19 protein-coding genes are annotated in these 25,565 nt (G+C 38.5%); 12 read left to right on the top strand and 7 right to left on the bottom strand.

Translation table 11 applies throughout. The annotated features are described in order from the left end of the window. Position 1 precedes the first annotated feature (1 nt). Positions 2-772: a LicD family protein gene (locus LC455_RS15920; RefSeq protein ID WP_223592211.1), complete on the bottom strand. Its 771-nt coding sequence runs from the start codon at positions 770-772 to the stop codon at positions 2-4. Between the two features lie 294 nt (positions 773-1,066). Here LC455_RS15920 and LC455_RS15915 point away from each other — a divergent pair, with 294 nt between their 5' ends. The 3 genes from LC455_RS15915 (at position 1,067) to LC455_RS15905 (ending at position 4,687) form a co-directional block, all read left to right on the top strand. Continuing rightward, positions 1,067-2,524, top strand: a complete 1,458-nt coding sequence (locus tag LC455_RS15915; RefSeq protein WP_223592210.1) for an O-antigen ligase family protein — start codon at positions 1,067-1,069, stop codon at positions 2,522-2,524. A gap of 152 nt (positions 2,525-2,676) precedes the next feature. Beyond that, positions 2,677-3,555 carry a UTP--glucose-1-phosphate uridylyltransferase GalU gene (gene galU, locus LC455_RS15910; RefSeq protein ID WP_223592208.1) on the top strand — a complete coding sequence of 293 codons (879 nt, stop codon included), beginning with the start codon at positions 2,677-2,679 and terminating at the stop codon, positions 3,553-3,555. A gap of 40 nt (positions 3,556-3,595) precedes the next feature. Then, positions 3,596-4,687: a glycosyltransferase family 4 protein gene (locus LC455_RS15905; RefSeq protein WP_223592206.1), complete on the top strand. Its 1,092-nt coding sequence runs from the start codon at positions 3,596-3,598 to the stop codon at positions 4,685-4,687. A 36-nt stretch (positions 4,688-4,723) separates the two neighbouring features. On the opposite strand, the gene LC455_RS15900 is transcribed toward LC455_RS15905, so the two are convergent. Both LC455_RS15900 and LC455_RS15895 read right to left on the bottom strand, forming a co-directional pair. Beyond that, positions 4,724-5,977, bottom strand: coding sequence for a glycosyltransferase (locus tag LC455_RS15900; RefSeq protein ID WP_223592205.1), 1,254 nt, complete (start codon positions 5,975-5,977; stop codon positions 4,724-4,726). 70 nt (positions 5,978-6,047) lie between these two features. Further along, positions 6,048-7,364 (bottom strand): metallophosphoesterase family protein, encoded by a 1,317-nt coding sequence (locus LC455_RS15895; protein WP_223592204.1) that lies wholly within the window; start codon positions 7,362-7,364, stop codon positions 6,048-6,050. 261 nt (positions 7,365-7,625) lie between these two features. On the opposite strand from LC455_RS15895, the gene LC455_RS15890 reads away from it, so the two are divergent. Continuing rightward, positions 7,626-8,915: an N-acetylmuramoyl-L-alanine amidase gene (locus LC455_RS15890; protein WP_223592203.1), complete on the top strand. Its 1,290-nt coding sequence runs from the start codon at positions 7,626-7,628 to the stop codon at positions 8,913-8,915. A 67-nt stretch (positions 8,916-8,982) separates the two neighbouring features. On the opposite strand, the gene LC455_RS15885 is transcribed toward LC455_RS15890, so the two are convergent. Together LC455_RS15885 and LC455_RS15880 are read right to left on the bottom strand one after the other, a co-directional pair. Beyond that, on the bottom strand, positions 8,983-10,086 hold the full coding sequence (locus LC455_RS15885; RefSeq protein ID WP_223592202.1) for a hypothetical protein: 1,104 nt from the start codon (positions 10,084-10,086) through the stop codon (positions 8,983-8,985). 13 nt (positions 10,087-10,099) lie between these two features. Further along, positions 10,100-11,572 carry an MBOAT family O-acyltransferase gene (locus LC455_RS15880; RefSeq protein ID WP_223592201.1) on the bottom strand — a complete coding sequence of 491 codons (1,473 nt, stop codon included), beginning with the start codon at positions 11,570-11,572 and terminating at the stop codon, positions 10,100-10,102. Positions 11,573-11,727: 155 nt separating this feature from the next. Between LC455_RS15880 and LC455_RS15875 the strand changes: the two genes are divergently transcribed. The 3 genes from LC455_RS15875 (at position 11,728) to LC455_RS15865 (ending at position 14,602) form a co-directional block, all read left to right on the top strand. Further along, positions 11,728-12,840 carry a glycosyltransferase gene (locus tag LC455_RS15875; RefSeq protein WP_223592199.1) on the top strand — a complete coding sequence of 371 codons (1,113 nt, stop codon included), beginning with the start codon at positions 11,728-11,730 and terminating at the stop codon, positions 12,838-12,840. A gap of 227 nt (positions 12,841-13,067) precedes the next feature. Further along, positions 13,068-14,129, top strand: coding sequence for a glycosyltransferase family 4 protein (locus tag LC455_RS15870; protein WP_223592280.1), 1,062 nt, complete (start codon positions 13,068-13,070; stop codon positions 14,127-14,129). Between the two features lie 86 nt (positions 14,130-14,215). After that, positions 14,216-14,602 (top strand): GtrA family protein, encoded by a 387-nt coding sequence (locus tag LC455_RS15865; protein ID WP_223592197.1) that lies wholly within the window; start codon positions 14,216-14,218, stop codon positions 14,600-14,602. Positions 14,603-14,616: 14 nt separating this feature from the next. Here LC455_RS15865 and LC455_RS15860 read toward each other — a convergent pair whose 3' ends face one another. After that, positions 14,617-15,699 (bottom strand): LCP family protein, encoded by a 1,083-nt coding sequence (locus LC455_RS15860; protein ID WP_223592195.1) that lies wholly within the window; start codon positions 15,697-15,699, stop codon positions 14,617-14,619. Between the two features lie 379 nt (positions 15,700-16,078). Here LC455_RS15860 and LC455_RS15855 point away from each other — a divergent pair, with 379 nt between their 5' ends. Together LC455_RS15855 and LC455_RS15850 are read left to right on the top strand one after the other, a co-directional pair. Beyond that, positions 16,079-20,473, top strand: coding sequence for a bifunctional 2',3'-cyclic-nucleotide 2'-phosphodiesterase/3'-nucleotidase (locus LC455_RS15855; protein WP_223592194.1), 4,395 nt, complete (start codon positions 16,079-16,081; stop codon positions 20,471-20,473). A 127-nt stretch (positions 20,474-20,600) separates the two neighbouring features. After that, the gene (locus LC455_RS15850) at positions 20,601-21,665 is read left to right on the top strand and encodes a glycosyltransferase family 4 protein (protein ID WP_223592192.1); all 1,065 of its coding nucleotides are present in this window, start codon (positions 20,601-20,603) and stop codon (positions 21,663-21,665) included. Between the two features lie 53 nt (positions 21,666-21,718). Here the strand turns inward: LC455_RS15850 and LC455_RS15845 are convergent, their stop codons facing one another. Further along, positions 21,719-22,360 carry a YigZ family protein gene (locus tag LC455_RS15845; protein ID WP_223592191.1) on the bottom strand — a complete coding sequence of 214 codons (642 nt, stop codon included), beginning with the start codon at positions 22,358-22,360 and terminating at the stop codon, positions 21,719-21,721. 279 nt (positions 22,361-22,639) lie between these two features. Here LC455_RS15845 and LC455_RS15840 point away from each other — a divergent pair, with 279 nt between their 5' ends. From LC455_RS15840 to LC455_RS15830, 3 genes are all read left to right on the top strand, one after another. After that, positions 22,640-23,773, top strand: a complete 1,134-nt coding sequence (locus LC455_RS15840) for a sensor histidine kinase (RefSeq protein ID WP_223592189.1) — start codon at positions 22,640-22,642, stop codon at positions 23,771-23,773. A 17-nt stretch (positions 23,774-23,790) separates the two neighbouring features. Then, positions 23,791-24,474, top strand: a complete 684-nt coding sequence (locus LC455_RS15835) for a response regulator transcription factor (RefSeq protein ID WP_223592188.1) — start codon at positions 23,791-23,793, stop codon at positions 24,472-24,474. 113 nt (positions 24,475-24,587) lie between these two features. Beyond that, on the top strand, positions 24,588-25,433 hold the full coding sequence (locus LC455_RS15830; protein WP_223592187.1) for a DegV family protein: 846 nt from the start codon (positions 24,588-24,590) through the stop codon (positions 25,431-25,433). Positions 25,434-25,565: the final 132 nt, after the last annotated feature.

Below are 25,565 nucleotides of genomic sequence, written 5' to 3'. Positions count from 1 at the left end.
ATTAGCCATTTATTGATGTAAGATCTGACATATGGCTTTGCCGTTTGCTTTCCTCTGGTATCTCCATATAATCTTCCCCGTATAAGGCTGTTAAGTAATGATTAGGGTGCTGAGGCACGTTAAACCACTCGTTTTCAAAAATACCTTCTTTCAACGGGAAGATATCATGAATATTATAATAGGTATGGCCAAAATAAGGTGTTTCAATCCCATAAGTAACATAGTCAGACTTTGAGTTAATATAAGAATAAGCTTCATGTAATTGCAGTTTATTAATTACTCTTCGCAGTTTATTTTTTATATTATTTGCTTCTGAAGGATATTTAATGCTGGCAACTCGATGGACTATTTTCTCCGTGGCCGACATTTTATTAGGCTGGGACACGAAATCATATGGAAAGATATCGATGGAAATCCCCCGCCTTTTAATCCCATGCCAATCAACCCAATCAAAATCTTCAAGAAAAAGAATTTTTAACCAATTGTGCTTACCGTGTGTGTGGACATTTTCTGATTCCACTTTGAATTTAGGGGGCAGCATGGTTTCGACGACTCGTTTAAATCTTGAATAATCTTTTCTTAACATACCGATATCGGCATCATCATCCCAAGGAATAAATCCTTTGTGCCTTTCCGAACCAAGTAAGGTACCATCTGTTATCCAATATGGGATATTTTCTGTTTTACAAATATGATCAACGGCTAACAACATCTCAAGCATTGTTTGTTGAGCACGTCTTAATGGACTATTCTGTTCCAACTCTACTGCCAATTTCATTTACCTCCTACTAAAACCAATCATATGAATAAATTTACTCCTAACATTTGATTCTACACAAATACAGCTTGCAATTCAATCATGAACCTACCTTCTCGTCCATTCCAATCCTGTCATAGGGGAGTGCTAATTTTAATGAAAAGAGCGTGAGTAAAGAGTAGTAATTTGTAATAAAATACAAATGGACCTTTTTTATTAGATTTCTGCTCTATAGCTTGGTATACTAATAAAATGTAAAAAGCACTTTAAATTAATTATTTAAAAATAAAAAACTAAGAGGTAAAGAATATGTCAGGTTTCACAATTCAGAGGCTATATCTGCTTTTAACAGCAATCGTTCTAGTTGCTGTTGGTCTATTTATTCATCAACCTATTATTGGATTTGGAATTTCGTTATTATTGGCATTATTTGTTTTTTATGATGAAAAAATAGGCATATTATTTATGATTATCTTTGTTCCGATTCGTCCATTTTTAACCGTCTATAATACAGGGTTTAAGCTGATTGGAGATATGATTCTTCTACTGCTTTTGGTGAAAACCTTCTATCATAATCGGAAGAATCTTCGCGAACTCTTTCGCTTTCATCCATTTGAATATGCTTTCTTTGCGTTTTTAATTCTCGGAGCAATTTCTGCCTTAATCACAGGCGTTTCACTTAAAGCAATCATTATTCAGCTACGTGCTTTTGGTCTTTTTTATTTGTTATTTTATATCATAAAACGGATGAAGGTTTCGCCCCAGGATATAAAGGATTTTTCCTTCACCACCCTCATTTTTGGCGTATTGCTTTCCGTGCAGGGGTTAGTAGAAAAAATTTCAGTTAGAACCTTATTTCTTCCTGAGGTTTGGCAAAGGATGGAACTATCCTATACCAATAAACAACGCATTTATGGTTTAATGGGCGGACCAAATGAAACCGGGATGTTCCTGCTCATCTCCTTTTTAATTGGATTTTATTTGTTATCCATCCGGAAGGATAAAGGAAAGGGCAAGTCATTAATTATTGCCAGTCTTATTCTAATTGCAACGGCTTTTCTTCTTACATATTCCCGCGGAGCTGTGTTAACGGTCATCGCCTTTTTACCTGTTTACCTTGTCATTACTAGAAGAGTAAAATTTTTGGTGCCTTTAGCTTTCATCGGTATTACGGCAGGAGTATTATTTTTCTCAGTTGAAAAAGTTACCCATGTTGTTGAAAAATATCAAATTCAACACGCTAAGGAAATTAACGGAGACGAATCCGTAGATGAAACGGATAACTATGATGAAAAAGAAGTGAATCGATTCTCTGATGCTTTTTCCGCGGAAAATAGGGCATTAAGTAATGCGGATGGCCGCGCGTACTATTTTAAAAAATCGCTCGAAGTGTTAAAGACCAGCCCTATCATCGGATACGGGTTTGGAACGTTCGGAGGCTCCGCGACTCTTATTTACTCATCACCAATATATAAACACTTTGGGATTAAGGGAGATTTTTATTCGGACAACCAATATACACAAATTATTGCTGAAACAGGAGTAATCGGGATTATACTTCTTGCAGCATTTGTTATTTTCCTTATGAAAATAACGTGGGACCTCAGAAAGAAACAAGATCTATCACCACTTTTGATTTATTTCATTGTAGCTGCCGTCGTGAGTGGTGCGGTCTATAATATTCTCGAAATGGATGCTTTCACGATGTATTATTTCATCATTCTGGGTTATGCCATTCGTTTTATAAAAAATAGAGAAACTGTATAAAAAAAGGGGGACCATTTCCAGTAATTATGGGGAAGGGACCCCTTTGTTTTTGGGGATTCTTGTCAAAAATTAGGGGTTGTGAAATAATAAGGTTAATTTGTAGAGTTTTGCTTCCTTTATAAGGTTTTATTAATGTAAAAGGAGAATCATTTATGAAACGAGTTAGAAAAGCCATTATTCCTGCTGCAGGATTAGGGACACGGTTTTTGCCAGCAACGAAGGCAATGCCAAAAGAAATGCTTCCAATTGTAGATAAGCCTACTATTCAATATATCGTGGAAGAAGCGATTGAATCGGGCATTGAAGATATAATTATTGTAACAGGTAAAGGCAAACGGGCGATTGAAGATCACTTTGATCATGCATTTGAATTGGAACAAACCCTATTCGAAAAAGAAAAGTTTGAACTGCTAGAGAAAGTTCAAGCATCCTCTAACCTTGTAGATATTCATTATATTCGCCAAAAAGAGCCTCGGGGGTTAGGGCATGCCGTTTGGTGTGCAAGGAATTTCATTGGAAACGAACCTTTTGCCGTCCTCTTAGGGGATGATATTGTTCAGGCAGAAACGCCTTGCTTACGTCAGCTTATAAATGAATATGAAAAAACACTTTCCTCTGTGATTGGTGTTATGAAAGTGGCTGAAACAGAAACACACCGCTATGGGGTAATTGATCCATTAGCTCAGAATGACAGGAGATACCAAGTTCGTCAATTTGTTGAAAAACCTAAACCTGGCACTGCACCGTCTAATCTTGCCATTATTGGAAGGTACATTTTAAACCCTGAGATTTTCATGTTTTTAGATAGACAGGAAATTGGAGCAGGTGGAGAAATCCAGTTAACAGATGCGATTCAAAAGCTAAATGAAATCCAACGTGTTTTTGCCTATGAATTTGAAGGGAAACGATATGACGTTGGTGAAAAATTAGGCTTTATCGAAACAACCATTGAGTTTGCACTTCAGAATGAAGAAATCAAGGATGGTTTGATTCAATATATGGAAGAGAAGTTAAAGGAACTCCGTTTATAAATTGAATCGATCTCCTGATTAAAAGTAAAGAGGTAAAAGAATGAAAAAAATAAAAGTTCTCCATGTTTGCGATACACTAGATAAAGGTGGTTTAGAAGAAGTAATCTATAATCTCGTAAAAAATACGAGTGACCAGGAATTTGAGACAGGTGTTGCCTACTTTAGGGGAGGGACGGTGGCAAACCGGCTTAAAGAAAAGGGATTTTCCTGCAAGGAAATTAACGAATCAAGTAAAATTTCCCGAATAAATAAGCTTTCTAAATATATAAAAGAAGGAAAGTTTGATATTGTACAAGCCCACTTTTGTTTTCATGGCATCTTGGCTGCCAAACTTGCAGGTGTTAAAGTAATCGAAACCACACATAATACATATCACTTTTTCGAAAATCCATGGGGAAGGACAAAATATAGCTTTTATCTAAACCTTGTGGACTCTGTCGTTTCAGTATCAAAGACAGTCGAAAAGTTTAATATGGCAAACTTTAAAGTTATGAATAATAGGAAATATACAGTTATAAGAAATTCCATTGATTCAGAAAGAATCATCCCTACTGAACGGACAAAAGCAGAATTGAAAAAGGAATTCGGATTGCCTGAAGACTCGTTTGTGGTCAGTACTCTTTCAAGACTAGATGTTCAAAAGGGGTTAGAATATTTTATTGAAGCAGCCAAGACTTTAAATCAAAAATATAAGCATCTCGTCTTTTTAATTCCAGGAGAAGGCGGCGAACAGTATAGCCAGTCCTTAAGAGAAAAAGCCGAAGGTGTCAGCAATATAAAATTCATCGGTCATGTTTCCAAAGTGAATGAATTGTTTAAGGTAATGGACGTTTTTGCGATGACGTCATTATGGGAAGGCGCCCCACTTACGTTACTAGAAGCGATGGCTTATGGAAAAGCTGTAGTTGTTACAAACGTAGGAAATACGGCAGAAGTGATTCAGGACAATGTGAATGGCTTTATTGTCGAAAAAAAGGATGTTTCCGCATTTGTTGAGCGGCTTACCAGATTCATCGAAAATCCTGATAAACGATCCGAACTGGAACAACAAGCCAAAAAGGACTTTACAGAAAAATTTAGTAATCAAATTATGATCAGTCATTATAAACAGTTATACAAATCATTATTATAAAATTAAAGGAAGAGTGGATTTCTATCCACTTTTCCTTTATTTGTCTGCAAGCAGGTTTAATATTTCCTTGAAACGCTCGTCCCATGTTGTTTTTGCCAAAAAGTCATCCAACTCTTCATATGGCAGCTTGGAATGAATCAATTGTTCATAATCATGTAAGATGGCTGATTTTACTGCCGCCTCACCTTCACAATGGGTAACGAGCGGATATTTTCCGATATGAGGAATACCGGTGGATATCGTTGGCAGCCCAAAATATAAGTATTCATAAATTTTTATTGGGTCAACCGCATCGGAGAGTTTACTCGATTTAAACGGAATGATGCCAATATGCCATTTCTCAACAAATTGCTGCAGCTGACTCGGATGTACTTTTCCATAAAATTCACAGTTTGGAGAAGCTTCAATTTTAGCTAAAATATCATCAGGGGCGCCATGACCGATAAAATGGAAAACAAAGTTCTCATTTTTGGCTAAGGTAAAAATAAGATCCCAATCAAACCATGAAGGTGTCAGATGACCAAAATACCCGATATGAATTTTTTGATCAGGTGATTCTTTTCTAAGAGATACATTTCTTTTCCCGGATAAGGCGGCGTTATATCCATTTCCAATCACATAAATATTATTTCTAATGGAGGCAAATTTGTCTTTTAATGGCTGGGAAACAACTGAAACCAAATTAGAATCCTTCACAAATGCTTCCTCAATGCTCCGGTTATACCACGGTGCATCCCCTGTCTTATAGAATTCTTCCCACTCATCCATGATGTCATAAACAATTTGATAATTAGATTGTTTTAATTGATTTACACATCCGTAGAAAAGCTTTGCTGGGAATGTTGTTATATAGGTTTTATTGGCTATTTCATCCAGCATTTTTAATTTCTCGATTCCATAGATGAAATCATAAACAGGAACTTCGAAGATATTCTTATAAACCATCTGATAGCTCTTTTCAAGCTTTTCCTGATCATCCCATTGCCATGCGACAAATAGTACAGCAAATCCCTGGTCAGATAAATACTTGGCAAGATTAATCGTTCTTTGATTATACAATTCTTCAAATTCACGCCCGGAGGTTAGAATGGCAAAGCCTTTGATTTCTTTACTTCTATTCAATTCCGCTATTTTAAGATAAACATCATGAAGCTGGGGATTATTGCGATTGAAAATTTTGTTAACCCCTATTTTCGTAAACAATCTTCTTTGCACTTTTTGGAAAGTAGGCTGCAATCCATTTTGCTGAATGGATTTTAAACTCTTCCGGATTACATGTTTAACTGACATTTTTATGCCCCTTTATATAATAATGGTATCATTATACCTTAATTCGAAGGGGATATAAAATTCTGTCGAATTATCCTATGTTTTGTCCATGTTGATTAAAGTGCTCTAATTTACTGAAAACAATGGTATTAGTGGTTGCCATAGTCCCATTATCTCTGAGAAAGTACCATTGTTCGTTTTCGTAATACCAGCCTGTCCTCATACTGCCAATTGCATTGAAATTGTACCACTTGCCGCTTAATTTTTGCCAGCCGGTTTGCATTTCGCCTTTATCATTAAAGTAATACCATTCATAGTCTATTTGTACCCAGCCAGTTTGCATCTTCCCAGTTGATTTATCAAGATAATACCACTGTCCATTCGAATGAAACCATCCCTTTTTTAGATTCCCTTTTGAATCATAATAGTACCAATCACCTTGATAGTTGACCCATTCGGTTTGAGAGGACTTGGATTTCCCTAGTGGAATGGTAACGGTCTTAATCCAAGTACCATTACTAAATTCTCTTGCTTTCAATTCTACTTTATCATCATATACATTTACGACATATCCTTGGGATTGAGTATAGTTTTCTTTTCCTTTAGGTGTATAGGTGTAGGCAACTGAGCTGGTATTAACCATGGTAATGCCATCAGTCACAATACTTTTCGGATTATTAATAGGGTAATGAGAATGTCCTGTAAAAAGAATAACCTGCGGATACTTTTTTAACAGTGCAAGAATCTTTTGATCTTCCAGACCAGCACCCCATTCACTGCCGTAAACAGTATTGGTAATTGGCTGGTGAAAGAAAACAAAGATTGGTTTACTGCTATCGGCATTAATAGACAAAGTATTCTCCAGCCATTGAAATTGTTCGTCAGAAATATACGCAGAATCCCTTTCTTTCGATCCATATTGAGCGAGCATCGTTTTCTCCGATTTTTCTCCGCCAATCGTAATAAAATGATACCCCTTTATCCACTTATCATAATAAAGATTTGAAACGTTCATGTTACTTAGAAATCGATTTTTTAACTCCTCATCTGTGACAGAGGCATCTCCTTGTGAGTCAAGCCATTCATGATTTCCGATCGCCATAAATTCCTCAGCCGTGCTATTTTTCTTAGTCTTGAAAACCGAGTTAAACAAATCATATTCTTTTGTTCTTCCATAATTGGTCATATCACCGTTAACGGCAATAGCATCATAACTTGGGACGATGGTATTTAAGTCATCCATTGCCTTTTCAAATTTCCTTGTCAATTTGGGGATATTTGGATCAATATGCGTATCGCTAATAACGGCAACTTGTAAATTTGGATTAGTGCTGGCTTGTACCGATTGAAATGCGGGTCCAATGATTCCCGCGAACACCAATCCAATCGAGAAAATGATTTTAAACATACTCTACCTCACAACAATTGAATTTGTAATTGTTTATGATTATAGATTTTGTAGCTTAAGTAATTCTTAACTTAAAGAGCGTGAAATATTATCATTTCCTAATTGCGTTTTTATATTAGGCTGTGTTGATTTCCGCTCCAATCAACAGTGTTTCAAAATCAACAATTCCTTTTAATAAAAATACTTTTAACCTAATTTCAGCCTAAGCCCTGACCAAATGCTCCTCTTTTGCATAAATAAAAGTAAAGGAGAGGATAAGCCATGAATATTATTCAACGACTAATTCCTGTTTCTCATACTGAAACCCGACCGGGTATTAAAATGGTTCCAAAATACATTATTACTATTCACGAAACAGATAATACAGCGAGAGGTGCCGACGCAGAGGCACACGCAAGTTTACAGGAACGGGGGAATAGCAGGACAGCCTCGTGGCATCTACAGGTAGATGAACACGAAATTATTCAGTCCATTCCCTTTGATGAAGTGGCATGGGCCGCTGGAGACGGACGAAATGGTCCGGGGAACAGGACATCCATTCATATCGAAATGTGCGTAAACGTTGACGGAAATTATAAGCAAACTGTCACGAAAACAGTCGAAGTCGTCCAATATTTAATGAGCAGATTCAATATATCTATTGATCATGTAGTTCCTCATAAACATTGGACGGGTAAGAACTGCCCGAGAAATTTATTACCGCAATGGGAGAGTTTTATTAAACGTCTCCAAGGTACAAATGATGGTTGGGTTAAAAAGGGCACCCAATGGTTCTTTTATAAAGATGATATAAAACAAACAGGCTGGCTAAATCAAAATGGAAAATGGTATTTTCTTGATGCAACCGGACTGATGAATACTGGATGGACTAGAGTAAAGGGGTTGTGGTATTTCCTAAATACCGATGGAGTCATGCAAACGGGCTGGGTGAAAGTACAAGACAAATGGTACTATCTCAATGCCAATGGAGTCATGCAGACAGGCTGGGTGAAGGTAAAAGACAAATGGTATTACCTTAGTGATAATGGAGTCATGCAGAAAGGCTGGCTAGAAATTAATAATAAAAAATATTATTTAATGAGTGACGGTTCGATGAGAACGGGCTGGCTTAAATTGGACTCGAAATGGTATTTCTTTAACACAAATGGAGAAATGGCCATTGGCTGGGTTCAAGATAACGGGAAGACTTACTATCTTAATGCCGATGGTGTGATGGTTACAGGAAAACAAACCATTGATGGGGTAGAATATACGTTTGGTGATGATGGAGCTTTAATAGAAGCGCAAGCCTCATCCCCAGCTAATGATACAAGCACGAGTGCAGCTAAAACTGCTCAAGATACTTCCATGGCCGTTGCACCGGAAGGCGACAAATCCGAAGCAGTCACTACACAGTCTGTAAGCGCTAATCCTAACGGAGCAACTGGAAACCCTGCAGGCGGAAATCCAGAAGGAACAGCAGGAGATCCTGTTGCAGAAACCCCTGAAGGAGTGCAGGAAGTTCCAATCAATGAAACTGAAGTTCAAGAAAATGATGAGCAAACACCTTAATGAAGGAAAAGGGCATGATTCTTTTATAAAGAATCATGCCCTCTTATTTTCAACGCCGCCCTAAACACTAGTTATCTAAAACATACTGCTCTTTAATGGAGCTTACTTTTTTTAGTTGTTTGACGTTAAAATTGGTAATTTGCTTTTCGAAATTTTGAAGCTTTGCAGTGTATTCCTTTTCCGATTGAACCGGTTTATTTTTTGCAAAATAATCGATAATCCAATTATTGATAAAGTTGTAGTAATGGGTTTGGTCGCCCTGGTAATTCCCAATATTAAAAGTAATATTCTGCATATCCTGAAAATCATAAAGCTCTACATTAGGATATTGTTTGGCAAGCTTATAGACTTCATTTTTAAACTTTAATCTTTCGGTTAAATATTTCGGATTTTTTTTATAAAAGCTAACGTGATTATAAATTGGGTATGGTGCATAGAACAAGGTGAATTTCGTATTCGGATGTGCTTTTACAAGAGAAATCACATTTTCCTTAAAGGATTCGATTTGGACCGATGATTTTTCGTAGCTTGGTAATTGTTCCAAAGGCTCTACATTCTTTAGCGTAGTTTTAATATGGTCGATTGATTCGATCGGGGCAACCTGACCAAATTTGTAAAGTGATTCAATATCCCTTCGGTGCTCATCCCCTGCTTTATTCGCCATTAGATTATTATAAAGGACCTCGATCGAATAAGAACTGAACAAATAACGAATATCATTGAATCTCCATTTATCGTACATATAGGTAGGGAAATCGCTTGGTGGTCCCGTTACCCAGTCAGGATCACCTGCAAAGGAAAAATAATTGAGTTCCCAGATAACGCGTTTTAACTGGGGCTTGTCTCGAAACGCCGCTTCTGCAACCATCGATTGTTCCTTGGCAGTCGATGCTGGTAAAGAGGCGTTAAAGGATTTAACGCCCAGCCTTTCATTTACATAGCTTTCGCGGAAATTACGCCCCATTGAGGTAGCAGTAAAAACGGTATCGTAATCTTGATTTTTCAAAAATCCTGGCATTTGATAACGTTCTGTCGCAATATATTGCGGTCTGTACAGATCAGGTTTTCTAAAATAAAATAACGGGTCAAGTTTATACATTACGACCGAAACTAAAATAATGAAAAAGGATGCCAAAATGGCAGAAATAGCAAGGAATTTTTTATATGACATGATGGTAAACCCCTTAAAATTTAAAATATAAAAATTCGCTGACTCTGCTCAAATATAGCAACGAAATCACTGCAATAAGACTAATGAATGCTGCAGTGCGATAATTAGGTTTAAAGGTATTCAAGCGTTCGATTGAATTCTTGGCGAATACAACAATACCAAGAATTAAAGCAAAGAGAAGGATCAGTTTTAAATCAAAATAATAGGCCGCCGCGATAAAATGAGTTCCAAGTGTTTCATTAAAGAACGCTGTCAGACGGTCTGGGAAATGAAACCCTTGAAGACTAAACATTTTTGTCAGCATTAATTTAACAGTCGTTAAATCAGGCGAACGGAAAAATACCCAGGCAATATGAACAAATAAAAAAGTGATAAACCAAGCGACAAGCTTTGGCAGCCTGATATTTAATGTGGACCAAAATCTGTAAATGACGCTGGCAACACCATGCAAGATTCCCCAAATGACAAACGTCCATCCGGCTCCGTGCCAAATACCGCTGACAAAAAAGATGATAAATAAGTTTATATACGTGCGGACATTGCCTTTTCTGCTTCCACCAAGCGGAATATAAAGATAGTGGGTGAAGAAGCGGCCTAAAGTCATATGCCATCTGCGCCAGAAATCCTGAATATCAAGTGATTTATAAGGTGAGTTAAAGTTAACAGGCAGCTTGATATTAAAAAATAAACCTAATCCAATTGCCATGTCACAATACCCGCTAAAATCAAAATATAATTGGAACGTATAGGCTAAGGTAGTAACCCAGCTGTCAAACAATGTTAATGTTGCAATATTGGTGTATCCTGTATTGGCCCATCCAGCCAGTGTATCTGCAATGATAACCTTTTTAAATAGTCCAATTGAAAAAATATAAAGCCCTGAAGCGATATTATTCAATTTAATCTTATAATTTGTTCCGTCTCTTAGTTGGTCGATAATTTCCCGATGATGGACAATCGGTCCAGCAATCAAGTGAGGGAAGAAGGTAACAAAGAATGCATAATCAAGCAAGGAATATTCCTTCGTTCCTTCGCGGAAGGTGTCAACTAAGTAAGCAATTTGCTGAAAGGTAAAGAAGCTAATGGCTAACGGCAGAGCCAGATGTAACAGAGAAAAGTCTGTTTTGAAAACAGCATTGACGTTGGTCATAAAGAAATCGTAATACTTGTAGTATCCAAGTAAGCTAATGTTAAACAAAATGCCTATTGTTAAGACGGTTCTTTTTATACCCTGCTTTTGAATTTTGTTAAGTATGGTTGCCAAGGTGAAATTTATTGCAATCGATGAAAGAATAATCGGTAAATACTTAACATTCCAATAACTGTAAAAATAAAGGTTGGCAATAACAAAAAAGATCTTCGCGACACTTTTGTTTTTTAAGTTCAAAAGCAAATAGTAAGATACGAATACTATTGGAAAGAACACGAAGATAAATATGTAGGAATTAAATAACAAATTGCGTACCTCCTTATGATAATAAAACAATGATGATATTATAACATATAGTAGGAAATCCACACATATTGTTGAAAAATGTCAAATGATAAGAAATTGAAACGAATATGTAACTTTTAGTTTGTGTAATTCGTCAAATTTCATGGTATATTAATAAGAACTATGTAAGTCCAACAGGAGATTTCATGAAAAATAAAGTAACCGTCATTTCAAACATGTATCCGACGAGCGAGCATAAGAGCTTTGGAATCTTTGTGAAAAATCAAGTAGAAGCACTGCGCAGCAAGGGTTTGGATGTAGATGTCCTTGCGATTGACAATCCGAACAAAGGTAAGCTGAATTTGCTGAAGAAATATGGGAACTGGATGCTCAAGTTTGGAGTTCATCTGCTTTTTAAAGGGAGCAGAACATCTGTTGTCCATGCCCATTATGTGTTCCCAAGCGGCTGGCTTGCGAAGTGGTACAAAAAGCTTTTCGGAGCCCGTTTTATCGTCACTGCACATGGCGGCGACATTGATAAAATGGTGAAGAAAAGCGGACGCATTCAAACTATGACAAGAAGCATTTTAGCAGATGCCGACCACGTCATTGCGGTTGGCCAAGAATTATTTGCCACCCTTGAAAAAGACTTTGCGGTGCCGCGGTCAAAACTTTCTCTCATTAATATGGGGGTAAACCTGAATGTTTTTAAGCAGGTTGATAAAGTGCAGGCTCGGAAGCAATGCGGAATTCCAGAGGGGAAGACTCCATTATTGTTTGTGGGAAATATCATTGAACAAAAAGGTGTTAATGAATTGATTGAGGCTTACAGCCTTCTCAAAAATGATTATCCAGATTATGAACTGTACATACTTGGTTCAAATAAGGATCAAGGCTATTTTCAAAAAATCAAGACGATGATAGCAGAAAAAGGGCTTACAGAAAGTATTCATTTTCTTGGTACTAAAAACCAAGCAGAGGTTGCTTTATGGATGGCCGCTGCAGAAGTGTTTATTCTGCCCTCACATATTGAAGGGTTCGGGCTTGTGGCCCTTGAGGCGATGGCTTGTGGAACGCCAGTGGTTGGAACCAATGTGGGCGGGCTTAAGTATCTTCTCGATGAAGGCAACGGAATTCTGGTAGAAGTGAATAGCACCGATTCTCTAAAAAAAGGAATTATAACGGTCCTTGAATCGACAGAAGTGAAACAGGAGCTTATTCGAAACGGTTTAGAAATGGCGAAGGAAAACGATCAAGACATTATGACAGACCGCGTCATTCAGTTGTACCAAGTGGAAGATGTAAGGGGCTTAAGCTAATGCCCTTTTATTGAATTTCATCTATTAAAATAGTAACTATGAAGTTTATGGAAAATATGAAATAATTAGTCATTTACTTGAAAAGGAAAATCTATTTAAAATAAATTTTAGCTGTGTTATAATCCACATGGTACATTCGTTAAGTTGTTATGTAATTGATTGTTAAATAGATAACTAACTTTCTAGTAACCTAGATGGTTACGGCCAACTATATGAGGAGGATCATGATGATCTACATCACCCTGATATTATGTTTTTTTAGTTCTATTCTTCTTACGCCTTTAGTAAAAAAACTTGCCTTCAAAATTGGGGCTACTGATAAACCAAATCAACGAAAAGTGCATCAAAAAATCATGCCGCGTCTTGGCGGATTAGCCATTTACCTAAGCTTTATCATCGGATTGTTAGTAATGCGTCCTGGAGGACAATATGCGCTGCCGATTATCATAGGTAGCATTATCATTGTCATTACTGGAATACTAGACGATATGTTAGAGCTTTCGGCGAAAATTAAATTTGTTGCTCAGATTGCTGCAGCAGCCATTGTGGTTATCTGGGGCGGCGTTCATGTTCAATTTATCAACCTGCCATTTGGCGGCCAAATTGAATTCGGTTATTTTAGTATCCCGCTGACAATTATCTGGATTGTCGGGATAACCAATGCTATCAATCTAATTGACGGTTTAGACGGACTAGCTGCCGGTGTTTCTTCCATTGCCTTGATTACCATTTCTGGAATGGCGATTATCATGGGTGATGGCTATGTAACAGCTGTTGCCTCTATCGTTCTAGCAAGTACTCTTGGATTTTTGCTTTACAATTTCCACCCGGCCAAAATCTTTATGGGTGATACAGGTGCCTTATTCTTGGGCTATATGATTTCCGTTTTATCTTTGTTAGGTTTTAAAAATGTAACACTAATTTCCTTTATTGTTCCTGTTATTATTCTCGGCGTACCGATCTCTGATACTTTCTTTGCGATTATTCGCCGAATTGTGAATAAGAAGCCATTATCTGCACCAGATAAGTCGCATTTACACCACTGTCTGCTCCGTTCTGGCTTTACCCATCGTCAAACAGTGTTAATCATTTATGCAATGGCAGCATTCTTCGGTCTTGCGGCGATTATCTTTTCACAGGCAAAGCTAATGGGAGGAGTCTTCCTCATTCTCGTTTTATTGATTCTAATAGAATTGATTGCGGAAACCGTTGGGCTTGTCGGCAAGAACTACCGTCCATTAATTAAAATGATGCGCGTTTTACTAGTTACCACAGTACGAAATAGATAAGATGTAAAGCCTGGCCAAAGCGGTCAGGCTTTTTCTTCGTTATAAAAAAATGTATAATGTTCCTAAAAAATGGTGGAATTATCAATATGACGAAGTTTTTAAAGTTTGGTGCTGTGGGTATCTTCAATACTCTCATTACGATAGGGAGTTTCACTCTGTTCGTTTATCTGGGAATAAATTATTTAATAGCGAATATCATTGCCTATGGCTTGGGAACCGTTAACAGTTTTTTTTGGAATAAAAACTGGGTGTTTCAAGAAAAGTCAGGCACGCTGACACTATTTCTAAAATTTGTTGTCGTTAATCTTATTACGCTTGGAATTAACACTTTATCTCTATTCATATTGGTGGATCAATTAAATACCCATTCTGCAGCAGCTCAAGTTATTTCGACTTTCCTAGGCATGTTCGTAAATTTTTTCTTAAATCAAAAATGGACATTCAATAAAAAAAAGCCGCATCACGAATTATGATGCGGCTTTTTTTACTAATTGTTATTTTCGCTGGAGTTTGTATCAGTAGAATTTGAATCAGAATCACTGCTGCCATTTGTGCTGTCTGTTGTGCTGGCGTCATCAGCAGTTGAATCGGCAGCTAAATGGGCTTTTAAGATAGATTTCGTTTCTTCGAGCGATGCTTCATCAAGCTTGTAGTAGTAAACCCGGTTAATATAATCGTCCGCACCCTTTAAGTTCAAGGTGTCTATTTTTAAGCCGCTGCCTGCAAGGCCATAATCCATCAACGACTTCATATCATTAAAGGACATATTCGTCTGCATATTATCGCCAACTGCTTCAATCATGTCAGCATGCTTGGTAATGGAACCAAGAGATAGTGCTTTTTTGAAAATCGCTTTAATAATTTCCTGCTGTCTCATCCCGCGCATTACATCGGTATCCTTATGGCGCGTTCTTGCAAGAGCCAGCGCCTGCTCGCCATTCAGCGTTTGGAAGCCAGGTTTTAAGTTGATAGCATTGTGATGGTCTTCTGAGTCCTTTTCTGAAATAGCATATGGGACATCGACATCAATTCCATCTAAAGCATTTACCACATCAATAAAGGCATAAAAGTTTACTTTAACATAATAGTCAATTGGAATATCTAGCAGGTTTTGTACCGTATCGATTGTATACTTCGGACCGCCGTATGCATGAGCATGGGTAATTTTATCATATTTATCTTTGTCGGGAATATACACATACGAATCACGCGGTATACTCAACAGCTTGACGGACTTTTCCTTTTTGTTTAAGGTTGCCACCAAAAGGGCATCAGATCGGACCGCATCGCCATATTGCTTCTTCCGGCTCTTACTTTCATCCACCCCAATCAAGAGGATTGAGATATTATCCATATCGGGGTTAGCCTTGACCGTTCTTTTTGATACGGTCTGTACGGGTTTATATGATTTATTGACGACTGATTCCGCTTTTTTAAGCAAAAAGGTTGCATATGCGGCACTACATAGGGCAACAATTAAAAACGGAACGAAAATCCACATAAAAACCCGCTTTTTCCGGATCTTTCTCTTCTTCTGCGCTTTACGCTGTGAGCGTTGAATTTCGGACATATATTTTCTCCTTTATATCAATATCATCATGATTCATTTTTAAAAGTATAAAAGACCAATTTACATTTTACCCTTTTTTTACAGCTACGTAAACTGTAGTTTAGTGTCGAAATTTGAAAAATATAATTCTTCCATTTTCCACCTTTCCTGCAGAGAACTTCCCCAAAATAGACGTTTTTCAGATTGGAAATGTTACATATGATTTTAAATAATAAGCCGCTCGAACCCTTGAAAATTCTAAATATTCGAGCTAAAAATAATTTACGAACTTTCATCAAATTACTAACATTTATTTTACAAAAAAGACTATGAATCTATTTGAAAAATTAGTAGAATAGTCTTGCAATACAAATATTTTTTGTCGAAGGGCGGAAAAAGTGTGAAGAGAAAGATAAAGAGAAGCATGAAGAGACGCATGCTCAATAGTTCTCTGGCTGTTGCGTTAGCGCTTACAACAGTTCCATTTAATATTTTCCCACATACAGCGAAAGCTGCAGTAACAGGAAACACGGCTACACTTCGTATTTTGGAAACAACTGACTTGCATGATGCTGCAATGGCATACGATTACTACCAAGATACTGATAAGGGTATTAACTACGGCTTGGCAAAAACAGCAAGCTTGATTCAACAAGCAAGATCAGAGGTAGACCCAAGTAACTCAATGTTATTTGATGCCGGTGATTTATTGCAAGGAAATCCAATGGCTGACTATGTAGCAAAAGTAAAGCCATTAACTGCTGATGAAACACACCCAATGTTTAAAGCTATGAAGCTATTAAACTATGATGGCGGTATCGTAGGAAACCATGAGTTCAACTATGGTTTAGACTTCCTTAACACTGCAATGAAAAATGCTCCGTATCCAATTGTAAACGCTAACATTTACAAGGATGATCATGACAATGATCCAACAAATGATCAAAACTATTTCACACCATATCAAATTATCCCTAAAAAGATTAAGGATGTTAATGGTGTTGAACATACAGTAAACGTTGGTGTGGTAGGTTTCGCTCCACCACAAATCCTTCAGTGGGATAAAGATAACCTTCAAGGTAAAGTAATCGTAAAAGATATCGTTAAAACAGCAGAAAAATATGTAGCTGAAATGAAGTCTAAGGGTGCAGACGTTATTGTTGCGATTGCTCACTCCGGCTGTGACGTTACAAATGATGGCCAACAAGATGCAGAAAACGCCGTATTCTCATTAAGTAAAGTGACTGGCATTGATGCCCTTCTATTTGGTCATGCTCACTATGCCTTCCCTGCTGGTAAAGAGTTCCACCAAGGAAGCAATTTAGCCAACGCGGATTTACCAGGACTTGACACAAAACAGGGTACAATCAACGGAACACCTGCTGTTGAAGCAGGCTTCTGGGGCAATAACCTTGGGGTACTAGACTTAGCATTAGTACAAGATGAAAATGGAAAATGGACAGCAGATAAAACTGCATCAAAATCTGTCGACATGCCTGTAACAGCGACAACTGCTGTGGATCAATCAATAGTTGATGCTGTTAAACCAGAACACGATGCAACACTTGCATATGTACGCGGAAAAATTGGTGAAACATCTTCTCCAATGTTTAGCTATTTCTCACGTGTTATGGACGATCCAACCATCCAAATCGTAAACAATGCACAAACTGATTACGTTAAAAAGTGGATTGCAACGAATAAGCCGGAATTAAAGGATATTCCAGTTATTTCTGCTGGAGCTCCATTTAAAGCTGGCCGTCAAGGTGCAACAGATTATACAAATATCGTAAAAGGCGATCTTTCTATTAAGAGTGCCAATGACCTTTATTTGTTTAACAACACTTTAAAAGCAGTTGAACTAACAGGTGCGCAAGTTAAAGAATGGTTAGAAATGTCTGCATCCCAATTTAATAAAATCGATCCGAATAATGCGAATGCTCAAGAATTAATCGATTATGGTTTCCAAACTTACAATTTTGATGTGATCGATGGTGTTAAGTATCAAATTGATGTAACACAGCCAGCCCGCTATAACTATACGACTGGTGATGTAGTGAATGCTGATGCTCACCGTATCATCAACTTTACAGATATGAACGGAAATCCAATTGATCCAGATCAAAAATTCATTGTTGCTACAAACAACTATCGTGCAAGCGGCGGCGGTAATTTCCCAGGAACAAAGGGCGGAACTGCAAAGGTTGTAGTTGATTCTCCTTATGAAAACCGTCAAATTTTGATGGATTATATCAAAGAACAAGGTGTTGTTAATCCTTCCGCGGATAACAACTGGAAAATCGCTCCTATTAACGGTGCAGCGAAAACATTAACCTTTAAATCTTCACCAGCTGCGAAAAATGTTTTAGCATCTGCACCAAACGTGAAGGATGTTGCTCCATTAGCAGATGGATTTGAGCAATACACTTTAGATCAAAACGTACACATTCAATTATTAGGTATCAACGATTTCCATGGTCAGCTTGACACTTGGAGATCTATTAAAGATGCTTCAGGAAAAACAGTTGATTATTCAGGCGGTATCGAATGGCTTGCTGCTTACATGAAAGAAAGAGAAGCAACAAACCCTGCCAATACCCTAATGGTTCAAGCCGGAGACCTTGTTGGAGCAAGCCCTCCAGTATCTGCTCTTATGCAAGACGAACCAACTATCCGCATGATGAATGAAATTGGCATTGATGTTGGTACAATCGGTAACCATGAATTTGACGAAGGCGTTGCCGAAATGAAGCGTCTGATTTACGGCGGCAGCAATCCAAAGACTGAAAAATACGAAGCGAAGTATGGCAAGTTTACAGGCGCTAACTTCCCTTATGTAGTAGCAAACGTTGTCGATGAAAAGACTAATGAAAATATTTTACCTCCATACGTGGTAAAAGAAGTTGATGGCGTGAAAATCGGCTTTATCGGTGTTGTAACAACTGAAACTCCATTAATCGTTACTCCAAGCGGCGTTGCAGGTGTAAAATTCACAGATGAAGTAACTGCTATTAATAAATACGCAAAAGAATTAACAGATAAAGGTGTAAAAACAATTGTCGTTCTTGCTCACGATCCAGGAACTTCAAAAACAGATGGTACAGCAGCAACTGGAAAAGTTGTTGACATGGCTAAAGTAATTGATCCTTCAGTTGACGTTATTTATGGTGCACATGATCACAAATATTTAAATACAACTGTTGATAACAAGACTTTAGTACAATCTTGGTCTTATGGTACAGCATTCTCAGATATTGACTTAACTATTGATGCTGTTACTGGTGATATTATTGACCGCAAAGCAGAAGTTGTAGATACACTTCACAGCAAAATTACTGCTGATGCAAAAATCAAAGCTGAACTTGACAGCTATCAAGAAGACATCAAACCGATTGTCAGCCAAGTAGTTGGTTCTACTTCAGCTCCAATCACAAACGTAGCAAATGCTTCAGGTGAATCAGCACTTGGTAATTTAATTGCCGATGGTATGCGCAAAGTTACTGGTACTGAATTAGGATTTATGAATTCAGGCGGTATCCGTAACCCACTTCCAGGCGGAACCATCACTTGGGGCGATTTATTCAAAGTTCAACCATTTGGTAATGACCTAGTAACAATGACTGTCACTGGTGACCAAATCAGAACGTTATTAAATCAACAATTCCAAGCACCACCAAGCTATAACAAAATCATGGCAGTTTCTGGTCTTCGTTATACTTGGACGGATTCACAGCCTTATGGCAGTAAAGTTCTTGATATTTATCTTGAAGATGGTTCATTAATCGATCCAGAAGCTGAATACACAATTACTGTAAACAACTTCATGGCAGATGGCGGAGACGGCTTCGCAGTCCTTAAGTCTGGTAAAAATCGTGTAACAAACGTGGTGGATTTAGACGGATTCATTCAGTACTTCAAATCCTTACCGCAACCTGTTTCTGCACAAATTGAAGGTCGTATCTTAATTGATAACTTTGTTGAAGAGCCGCAAGTTTCAGTAACAAACTATGACGATACACTTTATGGTACAACTGAGCCAGGTGCAAAGGTTGTAGCAAAAGTTGACGGCGAAGTTTTAGGAACTGCAACTGCTGATGATCAAGGTTACTTTGAAATCCCGATGGGACAAACATTTGCAAAAGGTACAGTAATTCGTTTAGACATCACTGATAGGACTGGAAACTTAGCTCCATTTGATATTACTGTTGAAGCACAAACAGGCTGGATCTATTCCCAGGATGAAGATGGAAACGACGTTTGGTCTTATGTTGATCCTGAAACGGAAGAGCTTTACACAAATAAGTGGCTTCACGATGAAGATGGTATATGGTATCACTTCAACAAAGAAGGCATCATGGAAACTGGCTGGGTGAAAGTAAATGGCAAGTGGTACTTCTTTAGCGAAGATGAAGACACTGCTGGTGCTATGCAAACCGGCTGGATTCAAGAAGGTAACAAAAAGTACTATTTAGATGCTGTTAACGGCGATATGAAAGTTAACTGGGCACAAATAAATGGCAAGTGGTACTTCTTTGACATTCACGGTGTTATGAAAACCGGTTGGATACTTGTGAACAAGAAGTGGTACTTCCTTGATACAACTACTGGTGTTATGAAAACTGGCTGGTTATTAACAGGAAAGAACTGGTATTACCTAGCAAACAGCGGTGCTATGTTAACAGGCTGGGTACAGGTTGGCAATAAGTGGTACTATCTATATAATGATGGTAAAATGGCTGCTAATACTACTATCGGCAAATACAAAGTAGGTAAAGATGGAGCTTGGATTAAGTAATCCGTCTTGATTAAAAGGCAATTCCTTTAGGGGATTGCCTCTTTTTATTTTTTCCGATTTTTACTATGATTTGTTTGTTTTTGATTTCTGTTTAATGGACAAACTTACTATTAAGGAGGATTTTTTTATGCTTTTTCTTACCTTGATAGTATGTTTTTTCGTATCAATACTTATTACTCCACTCATAAAAAAATTAGCCTTCCTTATTGGAGCCACTGATAGGCCAAACCATCGAAAGGTCCATCAATCGATTATGCCAAGACTCGGAGGCTTAGCAATATTTATCAGCTTTATGGCTGGAATGATCCTCTTAAGGCCTGGAAACCCCTACTCGCCTGCGATACTTATCGGCTGTTTGATTATCATCCTTACCGGCCTTTGTGACGATTTGTTTGAGCTGCCCGCAAAATATAAACTAATTGGCCAACTGGCAGCCGCTTGTACCGTTGTTTTTTTCGGAAACTTGCAAGTTGTCTTTATTAATCTGCCGTTTGGCGGTCAGCTGCAATTTGGTTTTTTAAGTATTCCGATTACGATCCTTTGGATTGTTGGAATCACCAATGCCATTAATCTCATTGATGGATTGGACGGACTTGCTGCTGGGGTATCGTCAATTGCGTTAATAACAATTTCGGGGATGGCAATCATTCAGGGGAATTTATATGTTGTTGCGGTTGGATTAATTGTACTGGCAAGTACACTAGGATTTTTATTTTACAATTTCCATCCGGCCAGTATTTTTATGGGGGATACCGGGGCATTGTTTTTAGGGTTTATCATCTCAGTTTTGTCCCTTCTTGGTTTTAAAAATGTCACCTTTATTTCCTTTGTAATTCCTGTAATCATTCTTGGAGTGCCGATTTCGGATACATTTTTCGCAATACTTCGGCGTATTATTAACAAAAAGCCTTTGTCCGCACCTGACAAATCTCATTTGCATCATTGTATGCTGCGCATGGGCTATTCACACCGCCAGACTGTTCTGCTTATTTATGCAATGGCAGCGTTTTTTGGACTGGTTGCTGTCATTTATTCACAAGCCCGTATTGGCGGCGCCTTATTTTTAATCGCTGTAGTTATTCTTCTTATTGAAATCATTGCCGAAAAAATCGGCCTTATGGGACGAGACTACCGCCCATTACTAAATATCGTCCAGACGCTAAAAACAACCACTGCAAAGGACCGCTCATGACAAAAGGGACTCATACTTTGAGCCCCTTTAAATTTTCCCAATTGTAATCTATCTCAAGACCTAATATAATCTTCCTCAAGATATACTGTTTCACCTTTTTCGATGGTGCATTGGCCGTTCGTGAGTTCAACCATCCATTCGACAAAGGTTTCGACACTACTTTCCTCGACAAACGTATCAATGATGACGTTATCTAGGTAGTGAATTTCTTTCAGTTTATATTCCGACGCCCTAAGTTCTTTTTCTAACTTCCCGAGCCAAGTGTAGTCAATTTTTACATGGATGACTTGGGCAAGTTTTCTTTCAACGATTCCGACGGTATCAAGACCTTCAGAGGTAGCTTTGCCATAAGCGCGAATGAGACCGCCAGCGCCTAATTTGATCCCGCCAAAATAACGGGTAACTACCACGGCACTGTCCTTTAGCTTTCTCTTTTTCAAAACTTCAAGGATCGGGACACCGGCCGTTCCGCTTGGTTCCCCGTCATCATTGGCTTTTTGAATCTGATCCTGCTCGCCAATCAGATAGGCAGAACAATTGTGGGTGGCGTCCCAATGCTTTTTCTTAATGACTTGAATAAATTCCTGGGCTTCCTGTTCCGTTTCGACTCTTTTTATATGAGCAATAAACCGGGATTTCTGGATTACAATTTCGTGTTCTCCTGTTTCTTTTACTGTAAAATAACTTGCGAGCATGTTAAACTCCTTTCTATTTTTAAAAAATAAAAAATATGGTTGTAATATACCTTTAATATGATAGTAAAATTCGAATGATATAATAATCATAGTTCAGTGATGTTAATATGTGTTATAGGATGAAAGTAGTAGAATAATATTATCATTATACTACTTTTTACTGAACTTTGAGGGTTAAGTCTTTAGATAGTGCCTTCAAAATAGCAAAACGCTCCATTTATAGGTAAAATATGTTAGAAGGCCTAAAGGGAAAAATATGCAATCCCTGGAGGAATAAAAATGAAAATTAAACAGATTAATATGAAATCCATTGATGAAATCCGCGAAGAAATGATTGAGACAGTAACCTGCAGTAAGAGTGACATCTTTCGCATTAGTGAAAAATGCCGTCAAGATTACGACAACATGACAACAGAATTAGACAATATCAAACAAATGATGGTCAAGCTTAATGATGAAGGAGATCAGCTAGAAAAGCAAGTGCACCACGCGAGAGTCATGCTGTCTGAAGTGAGTATGAATATTAAAAAGTATTCGGAGGAAGAGGTCCGTGATGCGTATGAAAAAGCGCATCAGTTGCAAATGGATCTTTCTATAAATTGGCAGTATAAAAAGCAGCTTTTGGATAAACGCGATGATCTTGAGCGCCGGCTATTTGGATTGGTTGACACAATTGATCGGGCTGACCAGCTCATTTCACAAATTTCTGTCGTCATGAACTATTTGCAGAGTGACTTAAAACAAGTCGGCGAGGTTGCGAAAGCGAAGCAGGATTTTGGTCTGAAAATTATTGAGGCACAGGAGGAAGAGCGGAAGCGGCTGTCTCGTGAGATTCACGATGGACCCGCGCAAATGCTCGCCAACGTTATCGTCCGTTCCGATTTAATTGAACGGGTCTATCGTGATAGGGGTGTTGAAGAGGCATTTTTAGAAATAGATAGTTTCAAAAAAATGGTCCGTTCAGCCCTATATGAGGTACGGCGTATTATTTACGACTTACGTCCTATGGCGTTAGATGATTTAGGTCTCGTTCCTACCCTCAGAAAATATCTGCGTACTATCGAAGAATATCATAACCACTCGAAAATTAGTTTTGAGAACATTGGCCTAGAACGTCGGCTTCCGACTAAGTATGAAGTCGCATTGTTCCGCATGATTCAGGAGTCAGTGCAAAATGCACTTAAGCATGCGAATGCCTGTGAAATAAAAGTAAGACTGGAAATAACCAATTCGTCAATTAGCGTTTTGATCAAAGACAATGGCGTAGGTTTCGATATTAACCATAAGAAGCCAGAGTCTTTTGGAATGATTGGGATGAGAGAGCGGGTCGACCTGCTCGATGGTGAAATTACATTTGATTCAAAAATTGGAAAAGGAACAGCAGTATTAATTCATGTTCCATTAATCAACTAAATGAGGGGGCGTAGCAAATGACTACTAAAATTGTCATTATTGACGATCACCAACTATTCAGAGAAGGCGTTAAAAGAATACTAGAATTTGAAAAATCGTTTCAAGTCGTTGCAGAAGGCGACGACGGCAGTGAAGCGTTAAACCTTGTACAAGAATATCGTCCTGATGTTGTCATCATGGATATCAATATGCCAGAAAAGAATGGTGTCGAAGCGACACGTGAATTAGTCGAGAAATTTCCTGAAACAAAAGTAATCATTTTATCGATTCACGATGATGAAAACTATGTGACCCATGCACTGCAAACCGGTGCCTGTGGCTATCTATTAAAAGAAATGGACGCTGATGCTTTAATAGAAGCAGTACGTGTCGTGGCTGATGGTGGTTCCTACTTGCATCCAAAGGTTACTCACAACTTGGTCAACGAATATCGAAAGCTGGCTGCTGGTGTGGTCCGTGCAGGTGCCTACGTGCAGACGATCGAAATTCGTCGTCCATTGCATTTGTTAACTCGCCGTGAATGTGAAGTGCTGCAAATGCTTGCAGATGGAAAAAGTAACCGCGGTATTGGTGAAGCTTTATTTATCAGTGAAAAAACGGTCAAAAACCACGTATCCAACATTTTGCAAAAAATGAACGTCAACGACCGTACACAGGCTGTTGTTGTTGCAATCAAAAATGGCTGGGTGGAAGTACGTTAATATTTTCGTCAAGAGCATGCTCTAAATGGGCATGCTCTTTTTTGTGGTGCATTTTTTAGGATTTTCATATAAAATAGTCATACTGTATTTATAGACAAGGATGGTAGACATATATGAAAACGGCAGTTGTCACGGATAGCACTGCGTACATAACGAAAGAATTGCGAGAAAAATTTAATATACATATGATCCCGTTAAATGTCATTTTCGGGAATGAGGTTTATCAGGAGGAAATCGATCTCACGTGGAGCCAGTTCTACGAGGAGGTGCGGACCAAGGCGCTCCCAACGACCTCCCAGCCGCCGATTGGGGGATTTGTTGAGTTGTTTGAGCAGCTTGCATCCGCAGGTTACGACGCTGTTGTCAGTATTCATTTGTCCAGTGGAATCAGCGGCACCTATCAAGGGGCGGTTACCGCTGGAACGATGGTTGAGGGAATCAAGGTGTATTCATTTGATTCGGAAATCAGCTGCATGGTTCAGGGGTTTTATGCCTTGGAAGCAGCTGAGATGGCGTCTTCGGGCGCGGATGCAGATGCCATTTTGGCTAGACTTTCGGAATTAAAGAAGACGGCACGTGCTTATTTTATGGTCGATGATCTGGCACATTTGCAGCGCGGCGGCCGCCTTTCAAGCGCCCAAGCTTTCATCGGCAGCCTTTTGCAGGTGAAACCACTGCTGCATTTTGTGGACAAGGTTATTGCTCCGTTTGAAAAAATCCGCACCCGCCGGAAAGCGATGAAGCGGATTGCCGATTTGCTTGGCGAGGATGCCTTGAGCGGTGGCGATTGGCGGGCCGTCATCATCCACGCCAATCGCGGGCAGGAAGCTGAGGAGTGGCGTCGGGAGCTGACTGGACTGTACCCCAACGTAGAATTCTCTATTAGCTACTTCGGAGCCGTCATCGGCACCCACCTCGGCGAAGGAGCCATGGGCTTGGGCTGGATGAAAAAACTTTAAGATTAGATACCTGCCATTTCGGTCTTTGGGCCGGAATGGTTTTTATTTTGGGTTTCGTCGTTTACAGAGGGAGGATTTCAGTGTTTCGCGGAAAATGCAGGGAAGTTCGCGGAATCTCGGGACGAGATTGCG

This window comes from Neobacillus bataviensis (assembly GCF_019969725.1).
The sequence above is the reverse complement of the archived record's forward strand: the minus strand, read 5'-3'. Positions and strand labels throughout refer to the sequence as shown.